Origin of the sequence: Olleya sp. ITB9 (genome assembly GCF_001315805.1) — a bacterium.
GTDB classification, from domain to species: domain Bacteria; phylum Bacteroidota; class Bacteroidia; order Flavobacteriales; family Flavobacteriaceae; genus Olleya; species Olleya sediminilitoris.
This window is the reverse complement of record NZ_BCBW01000025.1, coordinates 143591-159317: the sequence shown is the minus strand read 5'-3', so window position 1 is coordinate 159317 and position 15727 is coordinate 143591. Positions and strand designations below refer to the sequence as shown.

Below are 15727 nucleotides of genomic sequence, written 5' to 3'. Positions count from 1 at the left end.
GTATACTTTATGGGAAGAGTCGGATAACTAGGTTTAATATATTAAGAACTCTTTTTTAGTGTGTTTTTTTTACTTGTCTGATTATAATTTAGTGTGTATCTCTTTATTTATAGAATAGCATTATTTATATTACCCTACATTATTAATCTTCAATGGAAATCAATAAAGACTTAATTCTAGCTAATAATTTTGTTAATAATACTGATAGAAATATTTTTCTAACAGGAAAAGCTGGTACTGGTAAAACAACTTTTCTTCATAAATTAAAACGTGATTCATTAAAAAGAATAGTGATTGTTGCCCCAACAGGTGTTGCAGCAATAAATGCTAAAGGTGTTACTATTTATTCATTTTTTCAATTACCTTTTGGACCTATATTACCTAATGATGATTTAAATACCCCTTCAGGTTTTAAAAGAAAGTTTAGTAAAACTAAAATCAATATTATTAAGTCTATGGATTTATTAATAATTGATGAAATTAGTATGGTTAGAGCTGATCTTCTTGATGGAATTGATAAAACCTTAAGACGGTTTAGAGATAGAAAAGTTGTATTTGGAGGTGTACAAGTTTTAATGATAGGAGATTTACAACAATTATCTCCTGTTGTAAAAGACAATGATTGGCATTTATTAAAACAATTTTATAAAAATCCTTTTTTCTTTAGTAGTTATGCTTATCAAGGATGTCAACCAATTTCTGTTGAACTAAAACATATTTATAGACAAGATAATCCTAAGTTTATTGATATCTTAAATGAAATAAGGACTAATACTTTATCAAAAGCTTCAACTGACGAATTAAATAAACGTTACAATCCTAATTTTATACCATCTGATAATGATGGTTATATTTCATTAACAACACATAATAACAAAGCTGAACAAGTTAATAATTCAGCTTTAGCTAATTTAAAAGGAAAAGAAAAAACCTATAATGCTAAAATAGAAGGTAAGTTTCCTGAATTCTCTTATCCTAATAAAGATAAATTAGTTTTAAAGGTCGGAGCTCAAGTCATGTTTGTTAAAAATGATAGCTCAATCGAAAAACGTTACTTTAATGGTAAAATAGGTAAAGTTATATTATTAGATAAGGATGAAGTTGTCATTAAATGTCCTGATGATGAATTTAATATAATTACAAAACCTGAAGTTTGGGATAACATTAATTATAATGTAGATCCAGAAACTAAAGCAATTACCGAAAACAAAATAGGTTCTTATACCCAAATGCCATTACGTTTAGCTTGGTCAATTACTATACATAAAAGTCAAGGTTTAACTTTTGATAAAGCTATCATTGATGCCGAAGGAGCTTTTGCACATGGTCAGACTTATGTTGCTTTAAGTAGATGTAAGTCATTAGAAGGCTTGGTACTAAAAAGTAAAATTACTTCTAACCAAATTATTAGTGATAATAACGTAATTCAATTTAACAAAGAAGCTGAAGCTAATCAGCCTACAGAGTTAATTTTAAATCAATCTAAATCTAGTTATCAATTAGGTTTAATTTCTGAGATTTTCAATTTTTACAAATTTTTATATCCTGTTAATCGAATTTTAGATATTTACTATAAAAACATTGGAAGTTTTCAAGGTAATATAGAAGCTCCTTTAATAACTATTAAGGATACTGTTGCTTCTTTATTAAAAGTCGCAAATGGTTTTAAAGCTCAATTGTCTGAGTTAACCTCTAAGGCTTTACTTCCAGAATCAAACGATCAAATCCAAGAAAGATTTATTAAAGCTATTAATTATTTTAAATCACAAACAGATTCTAAGATTATAGATACCTATAAAACATTTAATTTTTCAACTGATAATAAAAATTTAGAAAAAGATTTTAATAAACAATTAGATACGGTTGAAGAGTTAATTGCTATCAAAACGCTTTATTTTTCAAATTTTAATAAAGGCTTCAAAGTAAACACATTCTTGGAATTACGAGCTAAGTCTGTTTTCTTAACTAAAGAAAAACCAAAAAAATCAAGAACATCTGTTATTGATGGAACTACCAATGTCGAGTTATTTGAGCTTTTAAGAGAATTAAGAAACACAATAGCTGAGAGAGAAGATTTAATACATTTTCAAATTTTTACTCAAAAGTCATTATACGAAATGTGTGAAACCCTACCAACTAATAAAACAGAGTTACTTAATGTTAATGGTTTTGGAAAAACTAGAGTTGAAAAATACGGAAAAGAAATACTAAAAGTTATTATTGATTATTGTAATGAAAATGATATAGAAACTTCAAAAGCTATTGAAGTCTTTGACAAACCAAAACCTAAAAGAAAAAAAGGAGATACAATGTTGACTTCTTTACAGCTTTTTAAAGCTGGTAAATCAGTCGAGCAAATTGCTTTTGAGCGTGATTTAAATGTTAATACTATAATTGGTCATTTGGCTAGCTTTATAGCAACAGGTGAGGTTAAAATAACTGATTTAATATCAGAAAAACATTATAAAGAACTTAAAGCCATTATACCAAAGCATAAATTTGAGAATCTATCCGATTTAAAACATCAAATTGATGATAAGTATACTTATGGAGAAATAAGATTAGTTTTAGACGAAATTTCAAAATAAAAAAAGGCTTTAAATTTAATTTAAAGCCTTTTTAGTTTTCTAGTTATAATTAAAGATTACCCTTTAATAACACCTCTAGAAATCACTATTTTTTGTATTTCAGAAGTACCTTCATAAATCTGTGTGATTTTTGCATCACGCATTAAACGCTCTACATGGTATTCTTTTACAAAACCATTTCCACCATGTATTTGCACAGCTTCAACCGTTTGTTCCATTGCAACTTTACTAGCATATAATTTAGCCATAGCACTAGACATGTCATAGTTGTTACCTTGGTCTTTATCCCAAGCAGCTTTCATGACTAACATACGTGCAGCTTCAATTTCAGTATACATATCAGCTAATTTAAATGCAATAGCTTGATGGTTACAAATTTCTGTACCAAAAGCTTTACGCTCTTTACTGTATTTTAATGCTAACTCATATGCACCAGATGCAATACCTAAAGCTTGTGCAGCAATACCAATACGCCCACCAGATAAAGTTTTCATTGCAAATTTAAATCCAAATCCATCTTCACCAATACGGTTTTCTTTTGGTACTTTAACGTCGTTAAATTGTAAAGTATGTGTATCACTTCCTCTAATTCCTAATTTATCTTCTTTAGGTCCAATGTCAAAACCAGGAGTTCCTTTTTCAACAATAAAAGCATTAATACCTTTATGTCCTTTTTCCCTATCTGTTTGTGCAATTACTAAGTATACATCACTACGTCCACCATTAGTAATCCAGTTTTTTGTACCATTAATAATATAGTGATCACCTTTATCAATAGCAGTAGTTTTTTGTGATGTTGCATCACTACCAGCTTCAGGTTCACTTAAACAAAATGCTCCTATAGATTCTCCTGAAGCTAATTTTGTTAAATACTTTTGTTTTTGTTCTTCTGAACCAAAAGCTTCAAGACCATAGCAAACTAAAGAGTTATTAACTGACACCATTACAGAAGCTGAGGCATCAATTTTTGATAATTCTTCCATAATTAATACGTAAGAAATAGCATCCATACCACTTCCTCCATACTTAGGGTCTACCATAATTCCCATAAAACCTAGAGCTCCCATTTTTCGTACTAATTCGTCCGGAAACGTTTGTGCGTTATCACGCTCGATAACTCCTGGTAATAATTCTGTTTGTGCAAAATCGCGAGCTGCATCGCGAATCATGATATGTTCTTCAGTTAGGCTAAAATCCATAATTTATATAAGATTGTTGATTTAATAAAAATTGTACGCAAAGATAAGTTTTTATTAGCATTTTTTCAATCGATATAGTTATTTTTACAGGATATGATTAAAGACAAGTTTTGCGTAATTGGTGTGATGTCTGGTACCTCTTTAGATGGTATAGATCTAGCTTTAATTTCATTTAAAAAAGAAACCGACTGGAGCTTCAAAATCAATAAAGCAACAACCATTGCTTATTCTCAAGATTGGACTAATAGACTAAAAGGCTTAACAGATTTAGATCATTCAAAATTAGACAGTTTAGATCAAGAATATACTGCATATTTAGCTAACATAATTAATCAATTTATTCAAGAAAATAACATAAAAACTATAGATGCAGTATGCTCTCATGGTCATACAGCCTTGCATCAACCGGATTTAGGATATACGTTACAAATAGGAAACTTACCTAAGTTAGCAACATTAATTAAGCAAAATGTTGTGTGTGATTTTAGAGTTCAGGATGTTAAGTTAGGAGGTCAAGGTGCTCCTTTGGTACCTATTGGTGATCAATTATTATTTAATCAATACACTTGGTGTTTAAATTTGGGTGGATTTGCTAATATTTCCTGTCAAGCAGAAAACCAACGCATAGCATTTGATATTTGTCCAGTAAATATAGTACTTAATAAATACGTCAACAGTTTAGGTTTAAGTTTTGACAACAAAGGAAGCATTGCCAGAAACGGAAACATTTGTCAACCTCTGTTAGAACAGTTAAATGACTTACCATTTTATGCACAAAAGCATCCAAAATCTTTAGGATTGGAATGGGTAAAGACAAACATTTTTCCGTTAATAGATAGTTATAATTTAAAGACTGAAGACATTTTGCACACCTACGTTAAACACTGTGCACAACAAATAGCAGCAATAATAAACCAAACAGATAAAGCATCGGTATTAACAACAGGAGGTGGTGTTTTTAATTCGTTTTTAATAGAAGAAATTCAAGTATTAACATCAAATAAAATTGTTATACCTTCAACAAAAATAATAGAGTTTAAGGAAGCCTTAATTTTTGCCTTTCTTGGTGTATTACGCTTGTTAAATCAAAATAATTGTTTAAAATCCGTAACAGGAGCTTCAAAAGACCACTCCTCAGGTAATATTTATAAAATCAATCCATAATTATCATTAGTTATGCTATGTGTTTAGAGCTCAGAAGCCCTAAAATGTTAACATTAAATTATCATAATAAAAATGGTTTAACTATTAAAATGCATTTTTTGTTTTTTTATATTTGTTGAACTAATAAAATCTAATACTTCTTAAGATGAATCAACTTTAGCTACCTTAATATTATTCTCCGATTTAAAAGAAAATATTAAAGTTGAAACCAAAATCAATAATGAAAGACTTATTAAAAATTTACGAAAATAAAGAACCAGAAATTATATTTAACTGGAAAGATTCCGAAACTGAAGCAGAAGGATGGACTGTAATAAACTCGCTAAGAGGTGGAGCAGCAGGAGGAGGAACCAGAATGCGCAAAGGATTAGACATGAATGAAGTGTTGTCTTTAGCAAAAACAATGGAAGTTAAATTTACTGTTTCAGGACCAGCAATTGGAGGTGCAAAATCAGGAATAAATTTTGATCCAAAAGACCCAAGAAAAAAAGGCGTTTTAGAGCGTTGGTATAAAGCAGTATCACCATTACTTAAAAGTTATTATGGTACTGGAGGAGACTTAAATGTAGACGAAATACATGAAGTAATTCCAATTACAGAAGAATCTGGAGTTTGGCATCCACAAGAAGGTGTTTTTAACGGACACTTTAAACCAACAGAAGCAGATAAAATAAACCGTATCGGACAATTACGTCAAGGTGTTATAAAAGTGTTAGAAAACACTAATTTTTCTCCAGATGTTGCAAAAAAATATACTGTAGCAGACATGATTACAGGTTATGGTGTTGCAGAAGCTGTAAAACATTATTATGATATTTATGGAGGAAGTGTAAAAGGAAAACGTGCAGTTGTACAAGGTTTTGGAAACGTTGGATCTGCAGCAGCTTATTACTTAGCTCAAATGGGAGCAAAAGTAGTTGGTATTATTGATATCTCTGGAGGAGTTATTAATGAAGACGGATTTTCTTTTGAAGACATAAAAGATTTCTTCTTAACTAAAAACGGAAACACATTATCAACAGATAATATGATTCCTTTTGCCGAAATGAATGAGCGTGTTTGGTCATTAGAAACCGAAATTTTTGCACCTTGTGCAGCCTCAAGATTAATAACACAAGATCAAATAGATCAAATGATAAACACAGGTTTAGAAGTTGTATCATGTGGTGCAAATGTACCTTTTGCTGATAAAGAAATTTTCTTTGGATCAATTATGGAACAAACCGATGAGCGTGTAAGTCTTATACCAGATTTTATTTCAAACTGTGGTATGGCTCGTGTATTTGCCTACTTTATGGAACGTAAAGTACAAATGACAGATGAAGCTATCTTTAATGATACTTCTAATATTATCAAAAAAGCTATACAAAACGTACATGCTAAAAATACTTCTAAAAAAGAAATTAGCAAAACTGCTTTTGAAATAGCACTAAAACAACTTATTTAAAATATAATTAATATGTTCAAGAATTTTTTAGGGAATAGCCCAAAATGGTTTAAACTAACCATGATTAGTTTTTTAATTTTTAACATTTTTTCTTTTTTCGTATTAGGAAAAACTGTGACTTCATGGCTTTTTATTGCTGAGTTTATTTTTACTCTAGCTATGGCATTAAAATGTTATCCATTACAATCTGGTGGATTATTAGCAATAGAGGTTATTGCTTTAGGGTTAACATCTCCTGAAAATGCGTATCATGAAGTTGATCAAAATTTAGAAGTAATCCTACTTTTAGTATTCATGGTAGCTGGTATTTATTTCATGAAGCCATTACTGATGTTTATCTTTAGTAAAGTATTTACTAAAATAAAATCTAAAGTAGTTTTATCTCTATTATTTGTATTTCTATCAGCAGTTTTATCAGCCTTTTTAGATGCTTTAACAGTAACAGCAGTATTAATTAGTGTAGCTGTTGGGTTTTATGGTGTTTATCACAAAATTCATTCTAGTGAAGCAGATTATGACTCAAGTGGAGTAAAAGATAGAGAAGAATTAAGTGGAGAAACTCTAGAACAATTTAGAAGTTTTTTAAGAAGTTTAATCATGCATGGAGTTGTAGGTACAGCTTTAGGTGGTGTTTGTACTTTGGTTGGTGAGCCTCAAAACTTATTGATTGGAGAAAGATTAGGATGGGACTTTATTGAGTTTTTCATTCAAATGGCTCCAATAACTATTCCTGTATTAATTGCTGGTTTATTAACAACTATAATATTAGAGCTAACAGGATCTTTTGGTTTTGGTGAAAAATTACCTCCTGTTGTAGCTGGAATTATCGAAAATTATACAATTGAAGAAGACAGAAACAGAACAGATAAGCAAAAATATGCACTTATAGTTCAAGGTGTAGCAGCTGTATTATTAATCATGGGATTAGCATTACATATCGCTCCTGTTGGATTTATTGGATTAGCTTTAATTATTTTCCAAACTGCATTTATGGGTATTATTGATGAGCACCAATTAGGACATGCTTTTGAAGAAGCATTACCATTTACAGGTCTGCTTGTTGTGTTTTTTGTAATTGTAGCCATGATACATGACCAACATTTATTTAGTCCTATTATTAATTGGGCTTTAAAACAAGATCCAGCTGCACAACCAGGTTTATTTTATTTAGCTAACGGTTTCCTGTCTGCAATTAGTGATAATGTATTTGTTGCAACGGTATATATAGGAGAAGTTCAAGAAGCATTTAAAAGTGGAGCAATTGATAGAGAGCATTTCGAAAAATTAGCAATTGCTATTAACACAGGTACAAATCTACCAAGTGTAGCAACGCCAAACGGTCAAGCAGCATTCTTATTTTTATTAACTTCAGCATTAGCACCATTAATCAATTTATCTTACGGTAAAATGGTAAAAATGGCATTACCATATACAATTGTATTAGGTGTGTTAGGTTATATAATGGTAAAAATTGTTTTAGTATAATTTAATTAAAAGATTAGCGTTAGATATTTAAGTAAAAACATAATATGATAAGCACATTAATTCAAGACACTGCTCAAGCGGTAGATCCATTAACAGAAGGAGAACCAGTTGAAAAAACATTATCAATAATCGAGTTAATAACAACAGGTGGTACTGCAGGTATGATTATTATCGCATTACTATTTGTGTTATTAGTCATGGCAGTTTACATTTATTTTGAAAGAATCTTTGCTATAAAGGATGCTTCAAAAATTGATTCTAATTTTATGAATCAAATTAAAGATTACGTTAGTAATGGTAAAATCGAGTCAGCTCAAAATTTATGCACAACTGTAGATTCACCTGTATCTAGATTAATTAGCAAAGGGGTTTCTAGAATTGGAAAACCTTTAGACGATATTAATACAGCTATTGAAAATGCAGGACGACTAGAAATTTATAGTTTAGAAAAAAATGTAAGTGTACTAGCAACTATATCTGGAGCTGCACCAATGATTGGTTTCCTTGGGACAGTAATAGGTATGATTTTATCTATTTTTGAAATTGCTAATTCTGGTGGTTCTATAGACATAAAGACACTAGCAGATGGTTTATATACAGCAATGACAACAACTGTTGGTGGTTTAATTGTAGGTATTGTAGCTTACATTGCATACAACCATTTAGTTGTTAAAACAGATAAAGTTGTATATCAAATGGAAGCTAACTCGCTTGAATTTTTAGATTTATTAAACGAACCTAGTTAATATGCGTTTAAGAGGAAGAAATAAAGTAACACCAGAATTTAACATGTCGTCTATGACAGACATCGTGTTCTTACTGCTTATCTTTTTTATGATTGCATCAACTTTAGTCTCGGCAGAAGCTATTGATTTATTATTACCTAAATCATCAAGCAAAACCACACAGACTAAAAACGTATCTGTAAGCGTTGATAAAAACGTTAACTATTATGTAGATATGAAGCAAGTATCTAAAGATAAATTAGAAGCAGAAGTACTAGCAAAAGTTGGTAATGTAGACTCTCCAACTATTACTATAAGATCAGATGAAAGTGTAGAAATGCAACATGTCGTGTTTATCATGGATATTGCAAACCGAAATAAAATCAAATCGTCATTGGCAGTAAAAGCACAATAAGATGAAATATTTAAAAACCAAACACGAAAAGAACTCAGCAAAAATAACAGCATTAATTATGTTGATATTACTATTGCTTCTATTTGTAGTTGGTCAAAATTATATGGATCCACCAGAAGAATATGGTGTTGCCATTAACTTTGGAGGTTCTTCTGGAGGTGGAGGAGGTGCGCCAGCTCAAGCAGCTGCACCAACTAAAACACAACCAGAAGAGACTAAACCTCAAGAAGAAGTACAGCAACAGGAAGCTGCTGCTGCACCAACGTCAAAAGAAGACGTCATTACACAAGAAGATGAAGACGCTGTTGCAATTAAAAAACAGCAAGAACAAGCTAAAAAGGAAAACGATGCTATAGCCAAAGCTAAAGCAGACCAATTAGCTAAAGAACAAGCTGCAAAAGCAGCTAAAGCTGCTGCAGAAGCTGCAGAAAAAAAGAGACAAGATGAGATTAGAAAAGCTAATGACGCTTTAATTAACGGAATTAGTAATTCAGAAAATGCATCTGATTCTAATAATAACGGTCCAGGAAATGGACCAGGAAATGGTTCAGGATCAGGTAACTCTTATGGACCAAGTAAATTTGGTGATGGTACAGGAAAAGGAAGTGGTAATGGTGTAGGTTATGGTTTAAATGGAAGAGGTAAGCCTAGATTTAACACTATTGTTCAGGACTGTAACGAGTCTGGACTTGTAGTAGTGCAAATTGAAGTTGACCGTTCCGGTAAAGTAGTAAAAGCAGTTCCAGGAGTTAAAGGAACCAAAAACACTGCTGCTTGTTTATTAGAACCTGCTCGTAAAATAGCATTAACTCATAAATGGGCTCCAGACAGTAATGCTCCAGAACGTCAAATAGGATTTGTAAGTATCAATTTTAAATTAGGTCAATAAACTATCATGACTTATTTAGAGACTGTAAATTGGATGTTTTCTCAACTTCCAATGTATCAAAAGCAAGGTCAAACAGCATTTAAAAAAGACTTATCTAACACTATTAATTTAGCTAATCACCTTAATAATCCACAACATAAGTTTAAATCTTTACATGTAGCTGGTACTAATGGTAAAGGCTCTAGTAGTCACCTGTTAGCATCTGTACTTCAGGAAGCTGGTTATAAAGTTGGATTATATACTTCACCACATTTAAAAGATTTTAGAGAGCGCATTAAAATTAATGGCAAAGAAGTTAGCAAGCAATTTGTTATTGATTTTATAGAAGAAAACAAATCTTTTTTTGAAGATAATTCATTGTCTTTTTTTGAAATGACAGTAGGTATGGCTTTTGACTATTTTGCAAAACAAAAAGTTGATTTTGCAGTTATTGAAGTCGGTTTAGGAGGTCGTTTAGATTCAACAAATATTATTATTCCTGAGGTCTCATTAATAACTAATATAGGATTAGATCATGTGCAGTTTTTGGGTGATACTTTAAGTTTAATAGCTTCAGAAAAAGCAGGTATTATAAAATCAAATATCCCTGTTGTTATTAGCGAAACACAACCAGAAACTCAAGATGTTTTTAACGCTTTCGCGGAAAAAAATAGCAGTCCAATCTATTTTGCAGATCAATTAATTACCAAAACGTTTACAACAGATTTAAAAGGAAGCTATCAATCCAAGAATATAAAAGGTGTTGTACAAACCGTAAACCTACTAAATAAAAAAGGATATAAAATATCTGAAGATAACATTGTTAACGGATTACTTCATTCGGTAAAAAATACAGGTTTAAAAGGACGTTGGCAGACATTAAATACAGCTCCTAAAGTTATTTGTGATACGGCTCATAATAAAGAAGGTTTAACTTTAGCAATGCAGCAGTTATTACAAGAAAAATACTCTAATCTTCATGTTGTATTTGGAGTGGTTAATGACAAAGATTTGGTTTCCATTTTGCCTTTATTACCAAAACACGCAACATATTATTTTTGCAAGCCAAACGTCCCAAGAGGTTTGGATGCTAGTGTGTTAATGCAATCTTTTTTGGATAATGGATTTAGTGGTAAGCCTTACGCTTCTGTAGAAGAAGCATACAATACAGCATTAAATACAGCTTCGGTTGATGACGTAATTTATATTGGAGGAAGTACTTTTGTGGTTGCCGAAGTGGTTTAATTTCATATAAATTGTATCTTACACTTTCATTTAATTCATCATAAAAAATGTTAGAGATAATCAATCAAGTGTTTTCTATTCAATTAAAAAGTAATAAAGAAAATTTAACAGTTTTCAATAGAAATATTGATAGGATTAATCATGAATTTGAAACTTTGGGTTACCATATTATTAATCCAATTGGTCAAACATACCGAAACGAAATGACTGACGTTGAAGCCAATATTACTGGTGATTTTAATGGACAAATGAAAATTGTTAAAGTGCTAAAACCTATAGTTTATAAAAAAACTGATAACCAAAATAGTTTAGTACAAAAAGGAATTGTAATTGTAGAATAACACCCAATGAAGACCATTAACTTAGCTATTGATTTAGGTACCACAAACAGCTTAATTGCTAATTATAATAATGGTGCTGTTAAAATATATAATAACCCTTTAGGTTTAAAACAAACTTTACCTTCATGTGTTGCTTTTAGAGGTAATCGCACAATTATTGGAGATAAAGCTTTAGATTATTTAGAGAAGGATGCAGAAAATGTTTGCATGCTTTTTAAACGTAAAATGGGTACACAAGAAACTTATTTTATACCGTCTATTAACAAAGAAATGTCTCCAATAGACTTATCTTCTTTAATTTTAAAAGAATTAAAAAACTTTGTTACAGATACGGATCAACTACAAACTGCTGTAATAACAATTCCAGCATCTTTTGATACGATACAATCTAACGCAACTAAAAAAGCAGGTTATTTAGCAGGTTTTAAAGAAGTTGTTTTGTTGCAAGAACCTATTGCAGCATGTTTAGCTTTTGCAAATCAGTCTAATTTGGATATAGAAACATCTAAAAATTGGATTGTTTATGATTTTGGTGGAGGAACTTTTGATGTGGCTTTAGTTGAAGTCAATGACAGAGAATTGAAGGTTATAGATAATGAAGGTGATAATTTTTTAGGAGGAGCAGATTTTGATAATCTTATAGTCGAAAAAATAATTGTTCCAAAAATTGAGGCCAACGCTAATATTACTAACCTTTGGAAAGATATTAAATCTAAATCAAGTCAATATAAAGGCTTGTATTTTGAGTTGCTTAAAAAAGCTGAAGAAGCTAAAAAAGAATTATCTGTTTATCCTGAAACAGAAATAGAGATAGATATTGATATTGATATTAAGGATGATAATATATTTGAACAGATTATAATAACTAGAGCAGAGTTTGAAGCTGTTATTACTCCTAAGGTTGAGCAAACCATTACGTTTATTAAAAAAGTAATTTCTCAAAATCAATTATTAAACTCACAAATAGAACGTTTAATATTAATTGGAGGTAGTACTTATGTGCCTTTAATTAAACAACGCATTAAAGAAGAAACTGGTATTTTAGTAGATTCTAGTATAGATCCAACATCTGCAGTTGTAGATGGAGCAGCTTACTTTGCTGGATCTAAACCTACAACTATTGTAACTGAAGAAACTATTGTAGTAGAAGAGGAGAGTAGTATTGACACTCAGATTTTTTATGAGCAAAACACTAGAGATTTAGAAGAGTTAATCACATGTAAAGTTTCTGGGACAGATTTAAAATATAGAGTAACAAGAACGGATGGTGGTTATGATTCTGGAATAAAAATAATTGAAAATGGTGGCTTTGCCGAGTTTGTACCGCTTTTAAAAGGACAATTAAACCAATTTAAAATACAGGTTTTAGATCAACAGTTAAATCCTTTAAAAACCATCAATACAATAGCTATAAATCAAGGAAGTTATAACGTTTTAGGTCAACCGCTACCTATAGATATTTGTATGGAAATTGATGATATTGATGCTTCGGTTACTAGATTAGAACAGATTTTTAGAAAAGGAAGTATTCTTCCACTAAAGAAAAAAATATATAAAACAGCATCAAAAACCATATTAAAAGATTCTGATGCTAATCTAATAATTAATATTGTTGAAGGGCAATCCAAAGGTTTACCAAGTTCTGGTTTAAGCATTGGTTATATCGAGTTTTCTGGAAAAGACCTTGAAGAAGATTTAATAAAAGGAACTGATATAGAAATAGAATTAGAGATTACAGAGTCTAGAGATTTAAAAATAAATGTCTATTTGCAAGCTTGTGATCAAGAATTTAAAAATGTTTTTAGCCAGTCAGAACGCACTATAAGTATTTCTAAAATAAACATGGAAATTAATGCTGTTTTATCTGATGTAGAATACCTTATCAAAGAACAAGTTGAAGAAGAAAATTTTGAGTATTCTAATAAGTTAGAACAATTAAGAGTTGGTTTAATTGAAATTCAGATTGAAACAACGTTATTAAATGATGATGATGTTTCTGATAAAAAATATCAATTAGACGATCAAAAGCGTAAGCTTATACAAACCTTTGATACGCTAACTAGAAACAAGGTTATAGCTCTAGAAATTGAAGAGTATAACATTTCTAAATATAGTTTAGAATGGGAAGTTAATAAAGAAGAAAACGAAAAATACAGACCTAAATATCTAAAGGTTATTGCTAACGAAAAAGAAGTCATTAATTCTGGTGATAAATATTTAATTAGAGCTAAAATAAAAGAATTAGACGTATTGTTTAATTCAATTATCCAGTCTAGTGATGAGAATTTTATATCCTATTTTTTTGGTCTAAAATACACTTCAGGATTTACTGATACTAAAAAAGCAGATAAGTTAATGAAGCAAGGTGATGAAGCTATTGAGCGTAAAGATTATAAATCTTTAAAACATATTGTTTATGCATTATATGCTTTACTGCCAGATAGAGAAAAAGAGAAGCAAAAACAATTTAAAGATGATAGTAAAACAGGTTTAAGATAACTATTTAGTTGTATTTATTTTTATACCATTTTGTATATATGTAATCAATATTTAAGGCCTCAAGTTCTAGCTTATTGGTTTTAATATGATCACGTAAAAAAGTGTCAATAGTTGTTTTATTAGTCTTAAAATCTTTATTAAATTTTACTTCTTGACTAAAAGGTAAAATGTTAATTTCTGTATTTGTTCCGGTTTCAAATGTTTTTACTTTGTATAATTTAGATAGCTCAGTTTGTGTTTTAAAATGAGAGAATCGTCCAGGAGAAAAATATTGACCTGTATAAAATAATAACGAGTCTCCTTGTTTAATATTGATATACCTTGTTTCTTCATTAGGTATATAGATAGTTTGATCTATACCTTGGGTTAGCCTAAAAACAACAAGATCTTTATTAGTATTGTTTTTAAGTAAACTATAATTATTTACTCTATTTTCTGAAGATTCAATAGTGTTAAATGTTTTTGGATAGGCATTTGTAAATGCAGTTATAGGTGTGGTTGGTTTTGGATTTTTTTCTTGATCTTCTCGTTTTGTTTTCAGCTTTAAGCTGTAAATAAATCTTATATGATTTTTTGATTTATACCTATTACCATATATGTTTGGTAATGTTATAGTTTTAATAGTGTTGTTATTTTTTAAGATTACGGTTTCTTCTATATTGTTATTTTTAAAATTATTTGAACCTAAAGTTTGCTGCTCTAATTGTTTTTTTTCTTGAATTTTACGAATAGCCTCTAAAATATTTTTATTGTTTTCGTTTGTGTTACCAATATTAATTCTATCATATTGATCATAATAGTTAGAAGGACTACTGCTATCACTTCTAAAAACTTTAGTTGCTATTCTAACCATTAAAATTAAAAACACTATAATGCTCCATATTCCAACACCTGTTCCTGATTTTGTTTTTTGAGATTTTCCAGTTTTGAATGCGTAAGGTTTAGCTGTTGCTGCATTTGATATTAAAACATCTTTTAGCATGTAGTTAGAAATTTCTAACTCTCCAAAAGCGACCATAGCTTTAGCAGTAAAGATAAAAGTAGAATTGTTAGTGTTTTTTCTTTTAGAATTATAGATATCAATTACAACTGAATTCAACTCGTTTATATCATCTTCAAATGAATTTGGATATTGACTTAAGCACTTAATAAAATTACGATTTGTGATATAAGCAACAGGATAATGTTTGTCTTCTAATTTTCCTTCTTCCATATAAACTTTAGCATAGTTTAGTTTAGAACTAAAAAAGCTAATAATCATTTGCTCTATTTCTTCGGTGAAAAGTCTTTGACTTAGAACAATATTAATTAGTAGTATATATTTTCCTTTATTTAAGGTTTCAGCTAAAAAAGATTTAATGTGTGCTTTTAAATAAGGCGCTAAAAATTGTTTTAAACTATCATTATTAGCAATGGACTCATGATGTATTTTAATTGAACTCTGAGGAATGTTACTATAGTCACCAGTTATTATTTGCTTTAACCATTGGTGTTTTTCTACAAAAATGTGATGTTTTCTAATCGTTTCGTCTTTTAGCTCATCTATCATAGAAGCTAATTGACCTAAATTACTGCTGTTTTCCAAGACAGCTTTAGCTTTTAATTGCTTTTGTAATCGTATTATTTTATTATTATCTAAGTCTGATATTGCCTCAATATCTAAATTTAGTTGGTCTATAATGGATATGTAGTTCAAATTGAGTAGCTATTTGAATTCAAAAATATTAAATTATTTATAATTTTTAGTTTTG

At 29.9% G+C, this 15727-nt stretch carries 12 protein-coding genes; 10 read left to right on the top strand and 2 right to left on the bottom strand.

The window, feature by feature from the left end; translation table 11 throughout:
- The first annotated feature begins 152 nt into the window (after window positions 1–152).
- Complete coding sequence (locus tag ITB9_RS07455; RefSeq protein ID WP_054851735.1) at window positions 153–2588, top strand: helix-turn-helix domain-containing protein; 2436 nt, start codon at window positions 153–155, stop codon at window positions 2586–2588.
- Window positions 2589–2644: 56 nt separating this feature from the next.
- Here the strand turns inward: ITB9_RS07455 and ITB9_RS07450 are convergent, their stop codons facing one another.
- A complete protein-coding gene (locus ITB9_RS07450) occupies window positions 2645–3787 on the bottom strand; it encodes an acyl-CoA dehydrogenase (protein WP_054851734.1) in 1143 nt (380 codons plus the stop codon).
- A gap of 93 nt (window positions 3788–3880) precedes the next feature.
- Between ITB9_RS07450 and ITB9_RS07445 the strand changes: the two genes are divergently transcribed.
- The 9 genes from ITB9_RS07445 (at window position 3881) to ITB9_RS07405 (ending at window position 13976) form a co-directional block, all read left to right on the top strand.
- A complete protein-coding gene (locus ITB9_RS07445; protein ID WP_054851733.1) occupies window positions 3881–4951 on the top strand; it encodes an anhydro-N-acetylmuramic acid kinase in 1071 nt (356 codons plus the stop codon).
- A gap of 220 nt (window positions 4952–5171) precedes the next feature.
- Window positions 5172–6398 (top strand): Glu/Leu/Phe/Val dehydrogenase dimerization domain-containing protein, encoded by a 1227-nt coding sequence (locus tag ITB9_RS07440; protein WP_054851732.1) that lies wholly within the window; start codon window positions 5172–5174, stop codon window positions 6396–6398.
- 12 nt (window positions 6399–6410) lie between these two features.
- Entirely contained in the window at window positions 6411–7883 is a 1473-nt protein-coding gene (gene nhaB / locus ITB9_RS07435) for a sodium/proton antiporter NhaB (protein WP_054851731.1), read from the top strand.
- 44 nt (window positions 7884–7927) lie between these two features.
- The gene (locus ITB9_RS07430; RefSeq protein WP_028289171.1) at window positions 7928–8629 is read left to right on the top strand and encodes a MotA/TolQ/ExbB proton channel family protein; all 702 of its coding nucleotides are present in this window, start codon (window positions 7928–7930) and stop codon (window positions 8627–8629) included.
- A 1-nt stretch (window position 8630) separates the two neighbouring features.
- Window positions 8631–9023 (top strand): biopolymer transporter ExbD, encoded by a 393-nt coding sequence (locus tag ITB9_RS07425; RefSeq protein WP_028289172.1) that lies wholly within the window; start codon window positions 8631–8633, stop codon window positions 9021–9023.
- Window position 9024: 1 nt separating this feature from the next.
- Window positions 9025–9912, top strand: a complete 888-nt coding sequence (locus ITB9_RS07420) for a hypothetical protein (protein ID WP_054851730.1) — start codon at window positions 9025–9027, stop codon at window positions 9910–9912.
- Between the two features lie 6 nt (window positions 9913–9918).
- Window positions 9919–11136 (top strand): folylpolyglutamate synthase/dihydrofolate synthase family protein, encoded by a 1218-nt coding sequence (locus tag ITB9_RS07415; protein WP_054851729.1) that lies wholly within the window; start codon window positions 9919–9921, stop codon window positions 11134–11136.
- A gap of 47 nt (window positions 11137–11183) precedes the next feature.
- Window positions 11184–11477, top strand: a complete 294-nt coding sequence (locus ITB9_RS07410; RefSeq protein ID WP_028289175.1) for a hypothetical protein — start codon at window positions 11184–11186, stop codon at window positions 11475–11477.
- 6 nt (window positions 11478–11483) lie between these two features.
- Window positions 11484–13976: an Hsp70 family protein gene (locus ITB9_RS07405; RefSeq protein ID WP_054851728.1), complete on the top strand. Its 2493-nt coding sequence runs from the start codon at window positions 11484–11486 to the stop codon at window positions 13974–13976.
- Between the two features lie 4 nt (window positions 13977–13980).
- On the opposite strand, the gene ITB9_RS07400 is transcribed toward ITB9_RS07405, so the two are convergent.
- A complete protein-coding gene (locus ITB9_RS07400; protein ID WP_054851727.1) occupies window positions 13981–15672 on the bottom strand; it encodes a hypothetical protein in 1692 nt (563 codons plus the stop codon).
- Window positions 15673–15727 lie beyond the last annotated feature (55 nt).